Source organism: Colwellia sp. NW0002-52-1 (genome assembly GCF_057550865.1).
The window spans coordinates 147,299-164,505 of record NZ_BAAJLU010000003.1 but is presented as its reverse complement, the minus strand read 5'-3'; the positions used below and the strand labels follow the sequence as shown (position 1 = coordinate 164,505).

Genomic DNA, 17,207 nt, shown 5'->3' with positions numbered 1-17,207 from the left:
AAATATTAAATCACCTGGAAACATACTTATTATGCGAGTAGCTGTAGCGCAATTTGCCACTTCTTCAAATACCCAAGAAAACTTAGCGACTTGTATTAGAATGATAAAAGAGGCTGCTAAATGTAAGCCAGCAATAATTGTCCTTCCTGAATATTGTAATACCCAAGCTGATCAGAAAAATCATCAGCAAGCATGGGATGAAGCGCTTAACCTTAATGGTGAATTTTTACAGAAAATTGCTACTTTAGCAAAATTGCATCACTGTAATATCGTACTTAATGTGACGTTAAGAAGAGACTTAGTAAGAAATGAAGTCAATCCGCTTATTAAATCTAATATTAGTATTACAACTTGTACCTTTTCTGAAACCGGTGAGCTTATTCATCAAGCAGATAAACAAACTTTACAAGCACACGAAAGTGAATTTTTTATCAATACAAAAACAGTAGACAGTTTATTTACTTCTTCATTAGGTAAATTAAGTATTTTAACAGGCACTGAAATTACAAGTTATAAAAACGCCAGAGAGCAATCACGCCAAGGTGCAAAATTGTTGTGTAATCTACAAAGCACAAAAAGCCAAATACAAAATTCTATATATTCTTCAGCTTGGGCACATGACAATAACGTGTTTATTGCCACAGCTAGCAAGATTAGTGATTGCGGATCTGTTAAATCAAACGCCATAAACAACGAGGACAGCAGCCAAATAGTTTCATTAAATGGTAAGATTTTAGCAACATTAGCCAATGATAAAGAAGGGGTTATTTTTGCAGATATTGATATGGATAAGGCAGGGATAGAAAAATATCAACGTCCTGATGGCACAAACTTTACAAGCCAGCACCGACCTGAGCTATATCAGCAACTTGTTTTAACATCAAAAATACCAAAGTCAGAAACGTTAAAGAGCAAAATTCCTGAAACCGTTAATGTGGCTTTATTTGCAACATATAAATCCAATGAGCAAGCTATTGAAGATGTTTGTTATTATATTGAAAATAATTTATCAGATATAATTCAATTACCTGAACTGTTTTTTCTATCTGATAAAACTATTGCAAACAATGCAATACAACGCGTTGAACTAGAAGCTCTTTGCCATGAAATAATTACAAAAATAAGCGCTGTACTACGTCCTTTTCAATATGTGTGTACAAGTTTAGTGATTAACGGATCGCATCAAGCGGTACTCATAAATGAAAATGGAATATTCGCAATACAGCAACAATTACATTTTTGTAATAGATACCAATGGACAAGCTTAGGCAATAATCTAAACATAATTGTATTACCTTTAGAGCAGGGGTTTATTAATATTGCAATGCTTACCGCAGACGATGCAAACATACCAGAATTAAGCAATATTGCCGCGCTTAACAACGTTAATGCGTTACTTATACCTTTTGATATTCAAACATCAAGTGAAGTGAACTTTGGTCTATTGACTCGAGCAGCAGAACATCAAATTTGTATTGTTGCTTCTAGCCGAGAGAAAAGTTTTAGCGATGAACAAGCTAATAATGACATTGAAAAAATTAATCTTGGAAACATGAAAAAAATAAAGCCACAAAAATCAACAGGCTTAGTTGTTGATATTGTAAACGGCAATACAAATAACCTTGATGGTAAATTGAAGATCAAACAACAACATGGAAAAATTACTAAAGCGCTTATACATCCGCGCGAAACTATTCAAGGTATTTACACCTAAAGGCATGATTAATTAGTTTTTTTTATAAAGTTCTTATATGAGCTATATTCTATGTTAAGTACCTCTACAGTTACTTAACATATTCATCAAATAAGTTAAGTCGAGATAGGAATTCCTTTACAAATTAGCTTATTGTAGAGCAGAGTTGTTGGACGTAATACTTAAATTTTATCTCGCTGTAAACTAATTTTATCGATATTTTTGCTGTATTTTATCATTTATATCAGCGCAAATATGAGCATTGATGATACGTTTATCAACATCAGTCATAATTTGAATTGGCTCCTCTAGATGACCACACTTTTAATCATGCGTAGCCACGTAATCAATTAATTTACTTTATTTTGGCTAAAATAATACCTACCTAATATCACCAATAAAATACCACCTAAGACGAGTATTGATGACTCAATCAAACGCAGCGTTATCGATTCACTAGTAAAAACCACTCCGCCTAATGCTGCAATTATGGGAACAAACAATTGCAAAACAGCAGCTTGAGTAACTGACAATCCTGAAAGTGCTATGTACCATACAAAGTAGCCAATACCAGATGCTATAGCACCAGATAACACCGCTAGCAAAAAGCCGGTTGAGCTAATATGTAAGTTATTAAAACTTAACAGCACTAAAATGAGTATAAAAGGTGAAGTACGTAGGAAGTTAAAAGCCGTATCACTCAGGGCATTTTTAGATTTCCTGCCAAGTAGTGTGTAAAAAGCCCAGGCCATTCCTGAAACACTCATTAATATAAAACCGGTCAATGAAGGAGTCGTAATACTCGGTAATATTAAATAAACAAAGCCGATAAAAGCACAAGTTAAGCCCAACCATTCTGAATAATGTAGTCGACTGCCAGAAATAACATTGAATAAAATCATAGTTATTTGCACAGCACCAAACAAAATTAAAGCCCCCGTGCCGGTGTCTAAAGATATGTAGCCAAACGAAAAAGTTACTGCGTAGGTAAATAACATTATTGCTGCTAACCAACTTCCTTTAGCGTTAGCTTTTAAACTGCTTTGAGGTTTTGATACATGCGATGTGAACTGCATCAGAATAAATAAAATAATAATGCCTGAAAATAATCTCACACTCGTAAAACTAGTTGCATCTATCGCTTCATCGCCAAGTGCTAATCTACAAAACACTGAATTAGCAGCGAAAGCAAAAAGCGCAAATACTGTGCTTGCTATGATTTTGATATAAGTACTTTGCAAGACCTAAAACCTTTTAAAAAAACAAATTGCTCGTTAAGCATGCACTATAAATTATTTTAGCTTGTAGTGTTTACAATATTTTTAATCTTAATAGTTCTATTTAATCATAGTTATACTGAATAAATTATTATTTGATTTTACTGACATCATTTTGAACAAAAGTGTTAAGAAATTAAATTTGATAAAAGGGCACTTACCGGTCAACACTTAGCTAAATACAGTTTTTTTGAGATTTGTTACCGATTTAAATAAAGTTTACACAAAACCTGCACAAACGATAAGGTATAATTATTTATTAGTTATTTTTAGAGTTAAGATTATCAGTCAGAAAATTAATAAAGAGTGTGTCGAATCTACCTCTGTAGATAACATTACAGTTGATAATATGCAGTTAAAAGTGGCTACCTTTAATTTATTTAATTATCTAGAGCCGCCTAATGCTTTTTACGAATTTGAACGTATTTACAGTGCTGAGCAATGGAAAAAAAAGCAAAGGTGGATCACTGCTTACCTAGATGAACACCAGCCCGATATTATAGGTTTCCAAGAGGTTTTTAGTATTGAATCTTTAAAAAATCTCTTGTTAGCAGAAGGTTATAATTATTTTTCAGTAGTTGATCAACCTCAAGTAATTGATGACTTTATTTATAAAAGCCCGGTTGTAGCCATTGCTTCTCGATTTCCAATTGTAGCGTCAGATGCTGTATTACCGGATAAAGAATTAGCTCAAGCTTTAGGTTTAACGGATAATTTTAGTTTTAGTAGAAAGGTGATCAGAGCAACAATCGATGCACCGCATATAGGTCATTGTGATTGTTATGTTGTGCACTTTAAATCAAAACGTTCAATGTTTGATATGGAAGAAAGCGAATTAAAACGTACACCAGAAAAAACAATTGTTGATACTTTAAAAGCACAAGTTTCTGGCAGTTGGGCCTCAACCATTCAACGTGGTAGTGAGGCTACGTTGCTAATGATAAACATGATAGGGCGGCGAGAAGTTACCAACAATCCAATGATATTAATGGGTGATTTTAACAACACCCTTAATGACGGTATTTTAAGTCATTTGCTGACAAATTCGTTAAGATTCGTTTCTGTTATTGACCAAAATGCATATCTCGCCAAATACTGTTTATATGACGCTTGGGATTTATACAAAACAGCCTTAAATAATGAAAATCCATATAGTACTGATAATAAAGAGGTTTGTGATAATTATATAGTTACGCGTAACCCGACACATTACTTTGGAGCCAGTAGTTCTGTACTTGACTACATTTTATTATCGTGTGAATTTGATGCCAGTTACCATGACAGTTTATACCAAGTAAGTGATTATAATACTTATGACCGACACTTAATAAACCCAAGTTTTGAACGTGATGATCAGAGTACCGACCATGGTATTGTCTTAGTTACGTTAACCTTAAGATCATAACAGCTAAACTTTTAAGGCTTTGAAAAATGAAGCCACTAGCTATTGATACTTTCGATAAATAATTCGGTGAATAACGCTGCTTTCATCGACTTTATAAATAGGTTAACCAAAACGCATACTAGTTTTGCCGATAGATAACTCAGGTTGACCGATTAAGCGCGGCATCCAAGTTAGCGAGTTTTACAACCTCACCAGCCTTTAAACTCTCTAAATGGATGTCTCCAATGCGAATTCTTACCAATCTTAAAGTCGCAAATCCAACGGCAGCGGTCATTTTTCTTATCTGACGGTTTTTCCCTTCACAAAGCGTGATGGAAAGCCAACTTGTAGGGCCATGTTTTGCATCACGTATTTTCCGACCACGAGCCGGTAGCTCAGGCTCAGCGTCTAACTTAAACGCTTGGCAAGGTAGGGTGGTATATTGAGTACCTTTGATAGTGATCTCAACGCCATTTTTCAGTTTTAGTATTGCTTGTTCAGTGATCTCGCCATCAACTTGCGCGTAGTATTCTTTTTCTATGCCTTTGTCTCTGACTTTGTAGCTCATCATGCCGTTTGTTGTTAATAGCAATAAGCCTTCAGAGTCGTGATCTAATCGGCCAATCGCCATGGTTTTATCTGGGAAATCAGATAGCTCTCCGAGTAAATGTTTCTTCTTTCGTGACTCAGGTAAAAACTGGCTTAGAAAACCATAGGGCTTAAATATTTTAAAGTGCTGGTGGCGTTGATTTGGCTCAATACGCTCTGTTGAACTGGTCTGATTCGAGGCGTTGTTAGCTGTTTTATTAGTGCTTGGCATTAAATCTAGCTTGAACGTAAAGTTTTTGAATGGGATGACATTATATCGTTACTCTAAATCAGATACACGGCATCTGTAGAGTGGATTGTTTGAGCAAGTAAATAGGTTGATAATTAAGAAATTGGGCAATTAAAAGATGAAACTTCACGAACTTGCATTTACTAAGTATCTGTTATTATGAGATATTAGACTAGTAAATTACTATTACAATGGAACAATGATGCACAAAGGACAATTAAAAAGCTGGAGGGATGATAAAGGCTTTGGTTTCATTCAATGTAATGATCTTAAACAAGACACCTTTATACATATATCTACCTTAAAAGCCATGAGTAGAAAACCGAAGGTTGGTGATTTCATCTATTTTGAGGTAGAAACACAAGTCAATGGTAAGTCTAGAGCAGTTAATTGTCGCATTGAAGGCGTTGCAGCTAAAGCAAACTCAGCACATAAGCCAAGATATCAGCAAAGACACAAGCCTCGTATTCATAGAAATAACACTGCACCTAAGAGTAAACTTGTTTTAATACTTGTTGTAATCGCTATTTTTGTTTTTGTATTTCAACGCTTGGGCTTAGTAACTCACTCTTCGCCAGTACAGCATCCGGTCGACACTACAGCACCAAAGGGGTCTTTATTAAATCGTGCTTTCACGGAGACAAATTCACAATTCTCTTGTGACGGCAGACAGCATTGCAGCCAAATGACATCACGCGCAGAAGCTGTGTATTTTATTAATCATTGTCCGAACACAAAAATGGATGGTGATAGAGATGGAATTCCTTGTGAAAGAGATACGAGATTTTAAAGTGATTGCATTAAAAGTGCAGACACAGATAAACTGATTTAGTTTCCCTGGTAAATGATTAAAGTAACATCTTACAAAACTTCATATAAATTGATGATCGGTTATCTGATAGGATTGTTTAACCCTATAGGCCATGAAGCAATAAAGGCTCCATTTGCTACCAATTTTAAACTTTACATTTTAGCAGTGATTACGAGATAGAGAGACACAGCATTCACACACCCTACTATGTCCGATACTCTTCAGTATTGGACATAGTGTGTGTAATGCATTAAACTCGCTTCATTACGATAATCATACTCAGAATGAATAATTAAAATGCGATTAAATAAGCCTGTACCTTTATATCCACCATACCTTGATTTGTGTGAATTCGACCTTGAAGATTATCCAGAGTTAAATGATATCTTCTGTGCAAACGAACCCTGGTGGCTTGAGCAATTTAATTGGGGAAAAGTTTTTCTTACTTACATTGGCCGAAATAAATCTGAGCATACTTATGACAGATTTAGAAATGACGTTGAGCGTTTCTTATTATGGTCGTTCATTGAAAAGCAAAAACCTATAGACCAATTACGTAAATCTGACTTTTTAGCATATGCAGACTTTTGTTGGCAGCCGCCAGTAACTTGGATCGGTACTTCAAATCAAGAACGTTTTAAAATAGCTAACGGATATTCATCAGCAAATGAACATTGGTTTCCATTTAAAATTCAAGCGCCTAAAAGTCTTAAAGCCCAATTTGTTATTGATAAAAAGAAATATCGACCATCGCAACAAACACTAACATCAATGTTTACTGCGATTATTGCTTTTTACAATTACCTGATGTCTGAAGATTTTTGTGTTGGTAATCCTGCACAAATTGCTAAAAAAGACTGTCGGCACTTTATCATTGATTCTCAAGTTAAAGAAATCAAGCGTTTAACGACTAGCCAATGGCAATATGTTCTCGATACTGCAGTTGAAATGGCTGATGAGAACCCTATTTTTGAACGTAATTTATTTGTTATTGCGGCGTTGAAAACGTTATTTTTACGTATATCTGAATTATCTGAGCGGCCTAATTGGTCGCCTGTTATGAGCCATTTTTGGCAAGATGAAGATGAAAACTGGTGGCTTAAGGTATTCGGTAAAAGCAGAAAACTCCGTGACATTACGGTTCCTGTCGATTTTTTACCTTTTTTAGAACGTTACCGTAGTTCACGTGGTCTTATTGGTTTACCCGCGAGTAACGAAAATTCAATATTAGTAGAAAAAGTACGTGGCCAAGGTGGCATGACCTCACGCCATTTACGACGTTTGGTACAAAGTGTTTTCGACCAGGCCTATGAAAACATGAGAATTTCTGAAAGTGCAAATAAAGCACTCAAGCTTAAAGAAGCGTCTTCACATTGGCTAAGGCATACCGGTGCTAGTATGGAAATTGAACGTGGACGCCCTCTTAAAGATATTTCCGAAGATTTAGGCCATGCAAGTATGGCAACGACTGATACGGTATATGTACAAAGTGAAAACAAAAAACGTGCAGAAAGTGGTAAGAAACGAAAAGTAGACTAACTATACAATTAGATATAAATTATTCAGTTGTTAATGGGTTACCGTTACTTGAGTATGTTTACATGCTAAGCAGTTCTTTTTATTTACAATTAATATCAACTTTTAAGATGGGCTACATTGTTTTCACTCTTGTCTTAGCTTAGTATTTAACCTGAACTCTGGATAAGCAACACTTGAACAATGCTCCCTTTTAACCCATTATCTGCGTTAAAACGTTGATAAATAGCGCGCTATTCATAAATCTTTTGCCTTGAAAATGGCATAAAATCAAGCATTGATAGTGTCTATTCGTGATGTTCACCTTGCTATAGCATTTACTTTACCACCGAAGCTTTTGATTCACTTGAGTATCAAGCACTCATTATTCAGAGTTCAGGTTAGTTTTTATATTTTGATAAAAAATAGGATCAGAAATGAGTAATGAAAGTTCTTACATTCCACCAAAAGTTTGGCAATGGGATACTAGCAGTGGCGGCAATTGGGCAAAGATTAACCGTCCAATTTCCGGACCTACACACGAAAAATCTTTAACAACAGGTAAACACCCTTTTCAGCTTTATTCTTTGGCTACGCCTAATGGTGTCAAAGTTACTGTGATGCTTGAAGAGCTACTAGCAATGGGCATTAAAGAAGCTGAGTACGATGCGCATTTAATAGACATTAGCAATGGCGATCAATTTAGTAGCGGCTTTGTAGAGGTTAATCCCAACTCCAAAATCCCTGCGTTATTAGATATAAGCAATGGTAAAACACGATTATTTGAATCAGGCTCTATTTTACTTTATCTTGCTGAAAAATTTGATGTTTTATTACCGAAAAATATTGAAGCTAAGGCAGAATGTATGTCTTGGCTATTTTGGCAAATGGGTAGTGCGCCTTATCTTGGCGGTGGCTTTGGTCATTTTTATGCTTACGCGCCTGATAAAATTGAATATTGTATCAACAGATTTTCAATGGAAGTTAAACGTCAGTTAGATGTTCTAGATAAGCATTTAGAAAATAATCAATACATCTGCGGTGATGAATATACAATTGCAGATATTGCTATTTGGCCTTGGTATGGTGCTCTTGTGTTAAATCGATTGTACGACGCAGCTGAATTTTTAAATGTGACTTCTTATAAAAACCTTATGTGTTGGGCTAAAGAAATAGACAGTCGCCCTGCTGTTAAGCGCGGCGTTATGGTTAATAAAACCTGGGGAGAATTATCCACCCAGCTACATGAAAGACATGAAGCAAGTGACTTTATAAATAAAACCCAAGATAAATTAACCGATGACAAATAATGCGCTAATATAGTGAATTTATATTACGGTTAGAATAAGCAGATCAAAAAAGAGCGTATTAATACGCTCTTTTTTAGTTAATTTAAGTAATTATATACCTAACGATTTGCACCAATTACTTGCATTTACAAACTCTTTATGAATGAAGTTAGCATCAAGTCTATATAAATCAGTGAGTTGTTGAATGTTCTCACCGTTACCAGTAATGTAATTTGTCGTTAAATCTAGTAACTCACCCAACAATCCAGAATGATTTACTAAAGCATCTACAATAGGTTGCGCTAATGGCATAGTTTTTACTATTTCGTCGATTGGCATACTTAAAATAACTTCTATTGAGCTTAATAAACCAGTAATAAAAGCAAAGTCTTTAATTTCAACAAATGCACTTTCTGAGGCAAGCGATGCCATTAATCTAGCGGTGATTAACGATTGCTTTGAAACTTCACTAAATTTATTCGTGGTTAATTTAGATAACGCAAGTATAGTAACAAACTGCTTTAGTTTATCTTCACCTAAATAAGCTGCAGCTTGTTTCAAAGAAGTAATTTCTATTCGTGTACCGGTTGATACGTTGTTCACTAACTTTAGTAAACCTAAAGTTAAGTTAACATCGTGGCCAATAATTTCTGCTATATGATCAAAGTCTAAAGGCTTATTAAATGTTTCACTGATTAAATGTAACATTTGCGATTTTATTGGCGCTAAACTTTGTCCTTCAATAATTTCAGGCTCGTGGTAGAAAAAACCTTGGTAGTAATCAAAGCCAACTTCTGCCAATGATTGTAATTGGTAGTTTGTTTCAACTTTCTCGGCAATGAGTTTGATGTTAAAAGGTTTAATGCGATCAACAATAGGTCGAATACGTTTTGCATTTGTCACTTCTGTATCAATTTTTATCATTGAAATATAGGGGAATAAGCTATCCCACTTATCATCAAGATCATATTCTGAGAGTGCTATTTGGTAGCCTTTATCATGATAATATTTAACTATTTTTAATAAACGTTCTGTCGCTGATTGATGACCAACAAGTTCAATAACTATGCTCGCTTTATCAAACATCAATGGATACTTATTTATTAAACACTTTTCTGTAAAGTTTAGAAAAGCTAATTTACCTAAGCTGACAGAGAGAATATCGCCTTGAAAATGATTCTGAATAATGAGCTTTGACGTTGCAATATCTTGGTCAATTTCAGGGAATTTATTATTTGGGCTATCTCTAAAGAGAAGCTCGTAACCAACCGTTTGATGATTTCTGTCGAGTATAGCCTGACGGGCGATATAACTTATTTTCATAGGTAGATTATTAATATTTTTATTGTATTTAAAACATACCTTATTATGCATGTTTTTGAAAAGCTATTTAAGAGGAAATATCGCAAGTTTTCGATTTTTATCTATGCTACTGAATAAAATGTTTAATAAGCGCGTATCTGCAATTATTTTGATAATATTATTGCATGCTTTTTAACTTTTAAAGTAAGCAATTCGCCATAGTGAATATCTTCTATGTAGGGTGCTAATAATTCTAATTGATTAGCCGGCTGAAAATGTTCAGTTTTAGTTTTAATTTGTGGCTGATATATAAATGCTGGTATTTCATTACTGCCTTTTAAGATAAAACACCGTAAAAATTTAAAATTTTCTGCTGGCATATCACTATGCCATTTTACTTTCTGAAATAAGTAGTCGTGTTGATTTAACGTAATGCACTTCCCAAAAAACTTAGCGTTAATTGTCGCGGGATAACATTCTTCAATACTTAACCCCAGTGCTTTAAATTTATCCGCTTGAACTTTGATCGTTCCTACAGGAAACCTAGCATCACCTGCTTTACCCGAAGCAACTTGATGTCCTTTAACAACAATAAAACTAAAGATTTCTATTCGAGACGACATGATACTGACCTATACGAGCATGTAAAACCTAACAACAAATAGACTTAAATGCCCTACCTATTCAGCTATCTGTTAGTTTAAAACCAAGCAATGGGGAATGTAAGTGAGCTTGCTTATTTACATTTCTTAAATTTAAACATAAAGTTTTCCGCGCTAGGTATTAGTTAACAATTTTTGAAGCAATATTGTAGTTTCCATCGATATTTTCAACATCATTTAAACCTAGAGCACGAGTAATTATTGGCAAAACATGAATATTTTCAAATGGCTCTACTTGCTTATCTGTTGAAAAAGCTGGGCCTGTGGCAATAAAAACAGCATCAAGATCTCGATTTAACTTTGGATCATAACCATGAGTTTCAGCTGTATCGTAGTGTTTTTTACTACTAAATATGTAACTAGGGCTAGCTTCTACAATTGCATTAGGTATAACAGAATTTTTTCGGTTAAAGTGCCAGTGCGAAGGATAATTTTCATATAGATACAAGCGATAACTAGCATCTGACTGCTTACTTTTAAACAAGTTAACACTTTGTTTTAATGCTGCTTCATTATCGCTGTACAAATATAGTTGTGTTGAACCGTTTATCGCTTTCACATTACCGACAATATTTTCTTCCCAATCAATAACATGATGCTTTTCAATTTTAGTCATACCATGATCAGAGACGATAACTATATTCACTTGGCCATTAAATTCTTGATTAATTTGAGCGACAAAGTTAGCAAGTAAATTATCAAGTTCATGAATTGCCGTTATCAGTTGCGGTGAATTTTCTCCATATTTATGTCCTGCATCATCAATGCTTGCAAAATAACCAGCAATAAAATTTGGACGTTCAGCTGCAGGTAAACGTAACCAGCTAATTATCTTATCAAGTCGTTGCTTATTAGGCGTAGAGTGTTTGTAAGGAAAATAATAACTCGGCGTTTGATTATTGATGGGGGTTTCTGATTCTGGCCAAAAGTAAACTGCTGATTTATTGCCCTGCATTTCATTGATATACCATAAAGGTTCAGCGGTTAACCAACGTTGGTCGTTTTTACCAACACCTAGTTTATATACTTGCTCGATTTCGCGATGATAAAATGCATTATGAACAATGCCATGATTTATTGGGTAAACTCCAGTAATAATACTCAAATGATTAGGAAAGGTTTTACTTGGATAAACCGGTAATAACGCTTTAGCGCTAGTGCCCTGCTCCATAAGTTTCATTAATGTTTTTGGTTTATATTGCGTGATATAGCGTTGAGCAAAACCGTCTATAGATAATAGGACTAAAGGGGCTTTAGCCAAGGCAACTGAAGAGCTTAAACAGCACAGAAAAATACTCGCTTTTAAATACATTTATAAGGCCGAAATTAAATGAGTTTTATGGCAACTAATTTAATTTATAAACTCATTTTTTACAAGCGAGGAGTATTTGGTTCCCTGATAATAATATGAAGATAAATAACTAACGCGTAATATGTCACATTAGTTATTTATTATAGTTTTCTAGTAAATAGTGAAGCTTACTCGAATAGATCCAATATATTAACGAGATCTTTTTTACCATTAGAAATTTCGTCTGGTGTTAAACCTGATAATTCATGTGGGAATACTAACCAATCTTTTGACTCATGAATAAAATAATCAGGAACCAAATCGACTTTTGAGTTGGTTGGTTTATACCAAGGACAAGCAATTCTGACATCTTTAGGCATATTATTACGCGTTAACTGTTTCATTTGTGTAATTAACGCTTCAATACTACGACCTGAGTCAAAAACGTCATCAACAATTAGTAAACCGTCATCGGCATTTGCGTTTTCAATAATGTAATGCAAACCATGTACTTTGATTTCTTTACTTTGCTGATTAATACCATAATAAGAAGATGTACGAACAGCTATATGATCAGTTTCAACTTTTTTAAAATCAAAGTATTCTTGAACTGCAATACCAATGGGTGCGCCACCGCGCCAAATACCAACAATAAACTGTGGTCTAAAACCGTCTTCAAATACTTTCGCGGCAACACGAAATGAATCTTCAAGTAACTCTTGAGCCGTTATAAATCGCTTTTCCATTGATGGGCTAGCCTTTTTCTAATTAATGTATCGTAAAAACATTATAACGTGTTTTTCATTAAGCTGAGTACCCTTGTTATTAATTTTATATCTTATCGACTATTTATTATGCGCTAATTAGAAATTTTTAAGCATTCTATAAATCTGTATAGACTAACATCACTAATAGGCTTGTTTTAAAATATCGAGCTTTACTAGGTATTGTTTATCTAGCTGTGGCACTCTATTTTTAGCTATAGCTTTTTTTATATACTGTTGAGCCTTACTATTGTCATCCAACATATAATGTACTTTAGCTAAGCCAAAATAAAACTCATGCACACTATTGTTCAACTTTATCGCTTTTTTATAGTGATTTATTGCTTGTAAATAATAGCCCTTATGAAAGTTTTCATCTCCAAGTAATGCGTAATAATAAGGGTTATTTGCACGTTTCTGCATAATGTGGCTGTCAATCAATTTAGCTTCCGCGGTTGCACCTTGGCTATGCAGAAGTTTACTTAAGTTCTCCATAGCGGTTAAGTTGGCTTGATTTAGGTATATTGCATGTCGATACGTAGATAGTGCAATTTTATCTAATCCTTTCTTACGATAAAGAATGCCTAAGTTCCCCCAAGCAGATGAAAAACTAGGATCAACCTCTGTCGCTTTTTTCAAATAAGCATAAGCAGCTACATAATTATTGTTTACAAGTGCATTTGCTCCTTTGTTATTGTAAAACATAGCTATAACGGTATTTTTATTAATGGCTTTTTTAGGAAAGACCTTTTTCTTCACATAAGGATCAAAGTCAATTTCGATGCTTTGTCTATCAAAAAACAATAAGGTATTGGGTGATTTATTTTGTAATACAGATAAGTTTATATGCCCTGTTAACATATTCGCTTCGCCATTTCGTACCCAATACTCCGGCACTTCAATACTTTGGAATACCACATCTAACTTAGCCTCTTTAGCGATAGCGTAAGCCATTATCGTTAACGATAAACAATTAGCTTCTTTATTTCTAAAGGCTTGTGAAGCAATGACATTAGCACCCGACTTATAGGCTAAATTTATATTTTCTGTGCCAAAAAATTGATTGATTAGTTTTGTTGCTTTTGTTTGAGGATCACGCAGTAAACTGATGTTTTTAGCCATTAGTTTCATTTCATCATTTAAAGCAAAAATCTCCAGTTCAGTTTCAATGGCGATGCGTTTATAACCTTTGAATTTTTTATCGACTGTTACTGGTGCATGTTTATTAGCGATGTATTTACTTTGAATTTTGTAAGTAGATTGGCATGCAGATAAATAAAGACTGAACATAGCCAGAAATGATATTTTAAGTGCTATTTTCATTTGAGCTCCTAATAAAGTTACTACCGGACCTTATATAAGCATAGACAAAATCTTCAAAAATAGCTCAATTTACAAACAAGAGATGCCTTAAATCCCCTTTGATTAATGAATATAATGCTAATAACCAATAACTAACTGAATTAATTACAAAATGAGACAGAAATAATTATCATTCCCTGTTATTCTTATAATAAAATAAATCGTTAAATTTTATGGCCTTAAAAATATGAAAAAAACACTCGCCGGATTTTTCACCGGAAGTGCTATTGCAGTTGTCATAATTGTAGCGACTAATAGTTATAAACTTTATAAAAACAAATATGCCACTATAGATCCGCAGCTTAAGGAAATATCAGGTATAGAGTTCGATGCGCACAAAAACCTTTGGGCCATTAATGATGGCGGTGACGATCCCAATTTATACCTACTTAATGCTAAAGGCAGTGTAGAGAAAACGATCACCGTAACAAACGCTAAAAATATTGATTGGGAAGATATGACCCAAGATGATTTCGGTCATTTCTTTCTAGGTGACTTTGGCAATAACGATAATCTGCGAAAATGGCTAACCATATATAAAATAGAAAATCCTATTGATATAAAAGGCGATACTACCCAAGCAGAAATTATTAAGTTTAAATATCCAGAGCACGTAAATTTCCCACCGAAGCCCAATGAAATGGAGTTTGATGTTGAAGCATTTGTTTTTTACAAAAGGCACTTATACCTTTTCACAAAAAATCGCATGGTGCCTTTTAATGGTATAACTAATTTATATAAAATTGGTGACCATGCTGCTAATTATGACGCGCAAAAAATTAGTAAGTTTAAAACCTGTACTTTAGCAATAAAGCTGTGTTGGATAACATCAGCTGCACTAAGCCCTAATAAGAAAAGGTTAGCATTGTTAGACTCACAACGCATTTGGTTATTTGAAAATTGGCAAGGTGATGATTTCTTTTCAGGTGATAAATACCGAATTGATTTAGGTATTGTCACTCAAAAAGAAGCAATTACTTTTCTAGATGAAGATACGATTATTTTTACTGATGAAGAGTTTCATGGTATCGGTAGAAATGTCTATGAAATTAAGCTCAATGAAGTTGAAAAGCACAAGCTTAAATAGTGATTAGATTAGCTTAATACTATGCCATAGATAAATAATTGAGCATTTACGCACTTTAACTGAAAAAGTGCGTAATAATATTGTTTGTTAGAATGTACTAGTTATCTTGCCCCATCGAAATAAACCCCTTTTGCCCTTTAACTCGTGAAATCCAAGCATTAATAGCGGCAAAGTTTGACAGATTAAAGCCCCCTTCATTGGCAACATGTGTATATGCAAATAATGAAATATCGGCTGTAGTTAACTTATCACCAACTAAATATTCACTACGTTCAAGTTCTTGGTTCATTAAATCTAAGGCTTTATAGCCACCTGCTTGTTTTGCTAAATACTCGTCACGCTTGTTATTAGGCAAACCTAGATACTTTTCTATAAAGCGTGCAACGGCGATATAGGGTTCGTGGCTATATTGTTCGAAGAATTGCCATTGTTGCACTTTAGCTAAAGAAAATGGATCTGATGGTAATAAATGGCTGTTATTTGCCAAATAATTGATAATAGCGTTTGATTCCACTAAACACCGACCATCGTTAAGTTCAAGCAACGGTATTTTACCACTTGCACTTTTGTTTAAAAAACTAGGCGTTTTATTATCGCCTTTGAGAATGTTTATAGGCTGGTATTGGTATTCAATATTAAGTAAAGCACAAGTTAATTGTACCTTATAACAGTTCCCAGACTGACTATCGCCGTAAAGCTTCAAAGCAATCTCCTTTATTCAATAAATGGTTAGGAAAAATAATGACCGAGTTCTATATTTAATCATATAACTGTTTATTTTAATATATACATAGGACCACGATCATGATTATTCCTAAAGGATTTGTTAAGGGCGAAGTAGTCAAAGTTAAGCAATGGACACACAATGAGTTTTCTATCACGGTAAATGCCAATATTAACACTTACGTGGCTGGACAATTTACAAAATTAGCCTTATTAGATGACAAGGGTGAATGGTTAAGGCGAGCATATTCATTTGTAAACTCCCCTAATCATAAAGCTGGGCCAAGTATTATGGAGTTTTTAATTATTAACGTGCCAAATGGCAGTTTAAGCCCAAAACTCGCAAAGTTAACAATAGGAGATGAGGTGTACGTAGGAGATAAGCCCAGTGGATTTATGACACTAGATGAGATCCCAGCCAAAGTAAATGATCTATGGCTACTTTCAACGGGTACTGCCATTGGGCCATTTTTGTCTTTGTTAGATGAAAATGAAACACAAACTAGATTTGAAAAAATCGTATTAGTACACGCGGTAAGAACTAAAGCAGAGTTAGTCTATCAAACGTTAATTAAAAAACTTCAACAACGTTATGCTGGAAAATTAAATTATTTACCTATTGTTTCCAGAGAACAACACCCTGACATGCTGTCAGGACGAATTCCTGAACTATTAAAAAATAATAGTTTAATGCAAGCAGTAAATATTTCTCCGCAAAAGCAAAACAGCTTTTTTTACTTATGTGGCAACCCGGCAATGGTACATGACACGAGAGATGTTTTAATTGAATTAGGATTTGAAAAACATTTAAGGCGCTCACCTGGACAATTTAGTTTTGAAAATTATTGGTAGGCTTATAATTAATAGTTAGCGTTTGCAGTGGCCATTTACAAATGTTGCAACAGGCTAAAAAGATAACGGTTTAAAAGCAAAACGGAATAGATTTCGTTTTAAAATAAACATCAAAACAGCGTAGTTTACAGTTTGCTTATTGCCCAGTTCACCTCAAAATTTCTCCTACTAATTTGCTATGTTATACCCAAACTTTTTACTGAATTCTGCATCTTCAAAAGGCTTGGGTATTTATAAAAAACAAGACTTAATTTTTAGCCGATTTCAATCAATACCTGTCTTAAATAATGATGTTTATTTAGCTACAAACTGAGTTGAAATACTGAACTGAATTACTTAAATAAAGTTTATCTATTT

15 protein-coding genes are annotated in these 17,207 nt (G+C 34.2%); 7 read left to right on the top strand and 8 right to left on the bottom strand.

Features of this window, described 5'->3' with window-relative positions; all coding sequences use genetic code 11:
* The first annotated feature begins 31 nt into the window (after positions 1–31).
* Positions 32–1,714, top strand: coding sequence for a nitrilase-related carbon-nitrogen hydrolase (locus AC27H3_RS04970; protein ID WP_487104228.1), 1,683 nt, complete (start codon positions 32–34; stop codon positions 1,712–1,714).
* A gap of 329 nt (positions 1,715–2,043) precedes the next feature.
* Here the strand turns inward: AC27H3_RS04970 and AC27H3_RS04965 are convergent, their stop codons facing one another.
* Positions 2,044–2,934, bottom strand: a complete 891-nt coding sequence (locus AC27H3_RS04965) for a DMT family transporter (RefSeq protein ID WP_487104226.1) — start codon at positions 2,932–2,934, stop codon at positions 2,044–2,046.
* A 385-nt stretch (positions 2,935–3,319) separates the two neighbouring features.
* Between AC27H3_RS04965 and AC27H3_RS04960 the strand changes: the two genes are divergently transcribed.
* Positions 3,320–4,375, top strand: coding sequence for an endonuclease/exonuclease/phosphatase family protein (locus AC27H3_RS04960; RefSeq protein ID WP_487104224.1), 1,056 nt, complete (start codon positions 3,320–3,322; stop codon positions 4,373–4,375).
* A 139-nt stretch (positions 4,376–4,514) separates the two neighbouring features.
* On the opposite strand, the gene AC27H3_RS04955 is transcribed toward AC27H3_RS04960, so the two are convergent.
* The gene (locus AC27H3_RS04955) at positions 4,515–5,174 is read right to left on the bottom strand and encodes a pseudouridine synthase (protein ID WP_487104223.1); all 660 of its coding nucleotides are present in this window, start codon (positions 5,172–5,174) and stop codon (positions 4,515–4,517) included.
* 220 nt (positions 5,175–5,394) lie between these two features.
* Between AC27H3_RS04955 and AC27H3_RS04950 the strand changes: the two genes are divergently transcribed.
* From AC27H3_RS04950 to yghU, 3 genes are all read left to right on the top strand, one after another.
* Positions 5,395–5,982 carry an excalibur calcium-binding domain-containing protein gene (locus tag AC27H3_RS04950; protein ID WP_487104222.1) on the top strand — a complete coding sequence of 196 codons (588 nt, stop codon included), beginning with the start codon at positions 5,395–5,397 and terminating at the stop codon, positions 5,980–5,982.
* 318 nt (positions 5,983–6,300) lie between these two features.
* Positions 6,301–7,542, top strand: coding sequence for a tyrosine-type recombinase/integrase (locus AC27H3_RS04945; protein ID WP_487104220.1), 1,242 nt, complete (start codon positions 6,301–6,303; stop codon positions 7,540–7,542).
* A 413-nt stretch (positions 7,543–7,955) separates the two neighbouring features.
* A complete protein-coding gene (yghU, locus tag AC27H3_RS04940) occupies positions 7,956–8,828 on the top strand; it encodes a glutathione-dependent disulfide-bond oxidoreductase (RefSeq protein WP_487104218.1) in 873 nt (290 codons plus the stop codon).
* Between the two features lie 90 nt (positions 8,829–8,918).
* Here the strand turns inward: yghU and AC27H3_RS04935 are convergent, their stop codons facing one another.
* From AC27H3_RS04935 to AC27H3_RS04915, 5 genes are all read right to left on the bottom strand, one after another.
* Positions 8,919–10,130: an EAL and HDOD domain-containing protein gene (locus AC27H3_RS04935; protein WP_487104216.1), complete on the bottom strand. Its 1,212-nt coding sequence runs from the start codon at positions 10,128–10,130 to the stop codon at positions 8,919–8,921.
* A 143-nt stretch (positions 10,131–10,273) separates the two neighbouring features.
* The gene (locus AC27H3_RS04930; RefSeq protein ID WP_487104214.1) at positions 10,274–10,732 is read right to left on the bottom strand and encodes a hypothetical protein; all 459 of its coding nucleotides are present in this window, start codon (positions 10,730–10,732) and stop codon (positions 10,274–10,276) included.
* 160 nt (positions 10,733–10,892) lie between these two features.
* Positions 10,893–12,083, bottom strand: coding sequence for an alkaline phosphatase family protein (locus AC27H3_RS04925; RefSeq protein WP_487104212.1), 1,191 nt, complete (start codon positions 12,081–12,083; stop codon positions 10,893–10,895).
* A 167-nt stretch (positions 12,084–12,250) separates the two neighbouring features.
* On the bottom strand, positions 12,251–12,808 hold the full coding sequence (locus AC27H3_RS04920; protein WP_487104211.1) for a phosphoribosyltransferase: 558 nt from the start codon (positions 12,806–12,808) through the stop codon (positions 12,251–12,253).
* Positions 12,809–12,970: 162 nt separating this feature from the next.
* Positions 12,971–14,149 carry a tetratricopeptide repeat protein gene (locus AC27H3_RS04915; protein WP_487104209.1) on the bottom strand — a complete coding sequence of 393 codons (1,179 nt, stop codon included), beginning with the start codon at positions 14,147–14,149 and terminating at the stop codon, positions 12,971–12,973.
* 226 nt (positions 14,150–14,375) lie between these two features.
* On the opposite strand from AC27H3_RS04915, the gene AC27H3_RS04910 reads away from it, so the two are divergent.
* A complete protein-coding gene (locus AC27H3_RS04910) occupies positions 14,376–15,275 on the top strand; it encodes a hypothetical protein (RefSeq protein WP_487104207.1) in 900 nt (299 codons plus the stop codon).
* Between the two features lie 97 nt (positions 15,276–15,372).
* Here the strand turns inward: AC27H3_RS04910 and AC27H3_RS04905 are convergent, their stop codons facing one another.
* Positions 15,373–15,978 carry a glutathione S-transferase family protein gene (locus tag AC27H3_RS04905; RefSeq protein ID WP_487104205.1) on the bottom strand — a complete coding sequence of 202 codons (606 nt, stop codon included), beginning with the start codon at positions 15,976–15,978 and terminating at the stop codon, positions 15,373–15,375.
* A 101-nt stretch (positions 15,979–16,079) separates the two neighbouring features.
* Between AC27H3_RS04905 and AC27H3_RS04900 the strand changes: the two genes are divergently transcribed.
* Complete coding sequence (locus AC27H3_RS04900; RefSeq protein WP_487104203.1) at positions 16,080–16,850, top strand: ferredoxin--NADP reductase; 771 nt, start codon at positions 16,080–16,082, stop codon at positions 16,848–16,850.
* Positions 16,851–17,207 lie beyond the last annotated feature (357 nt).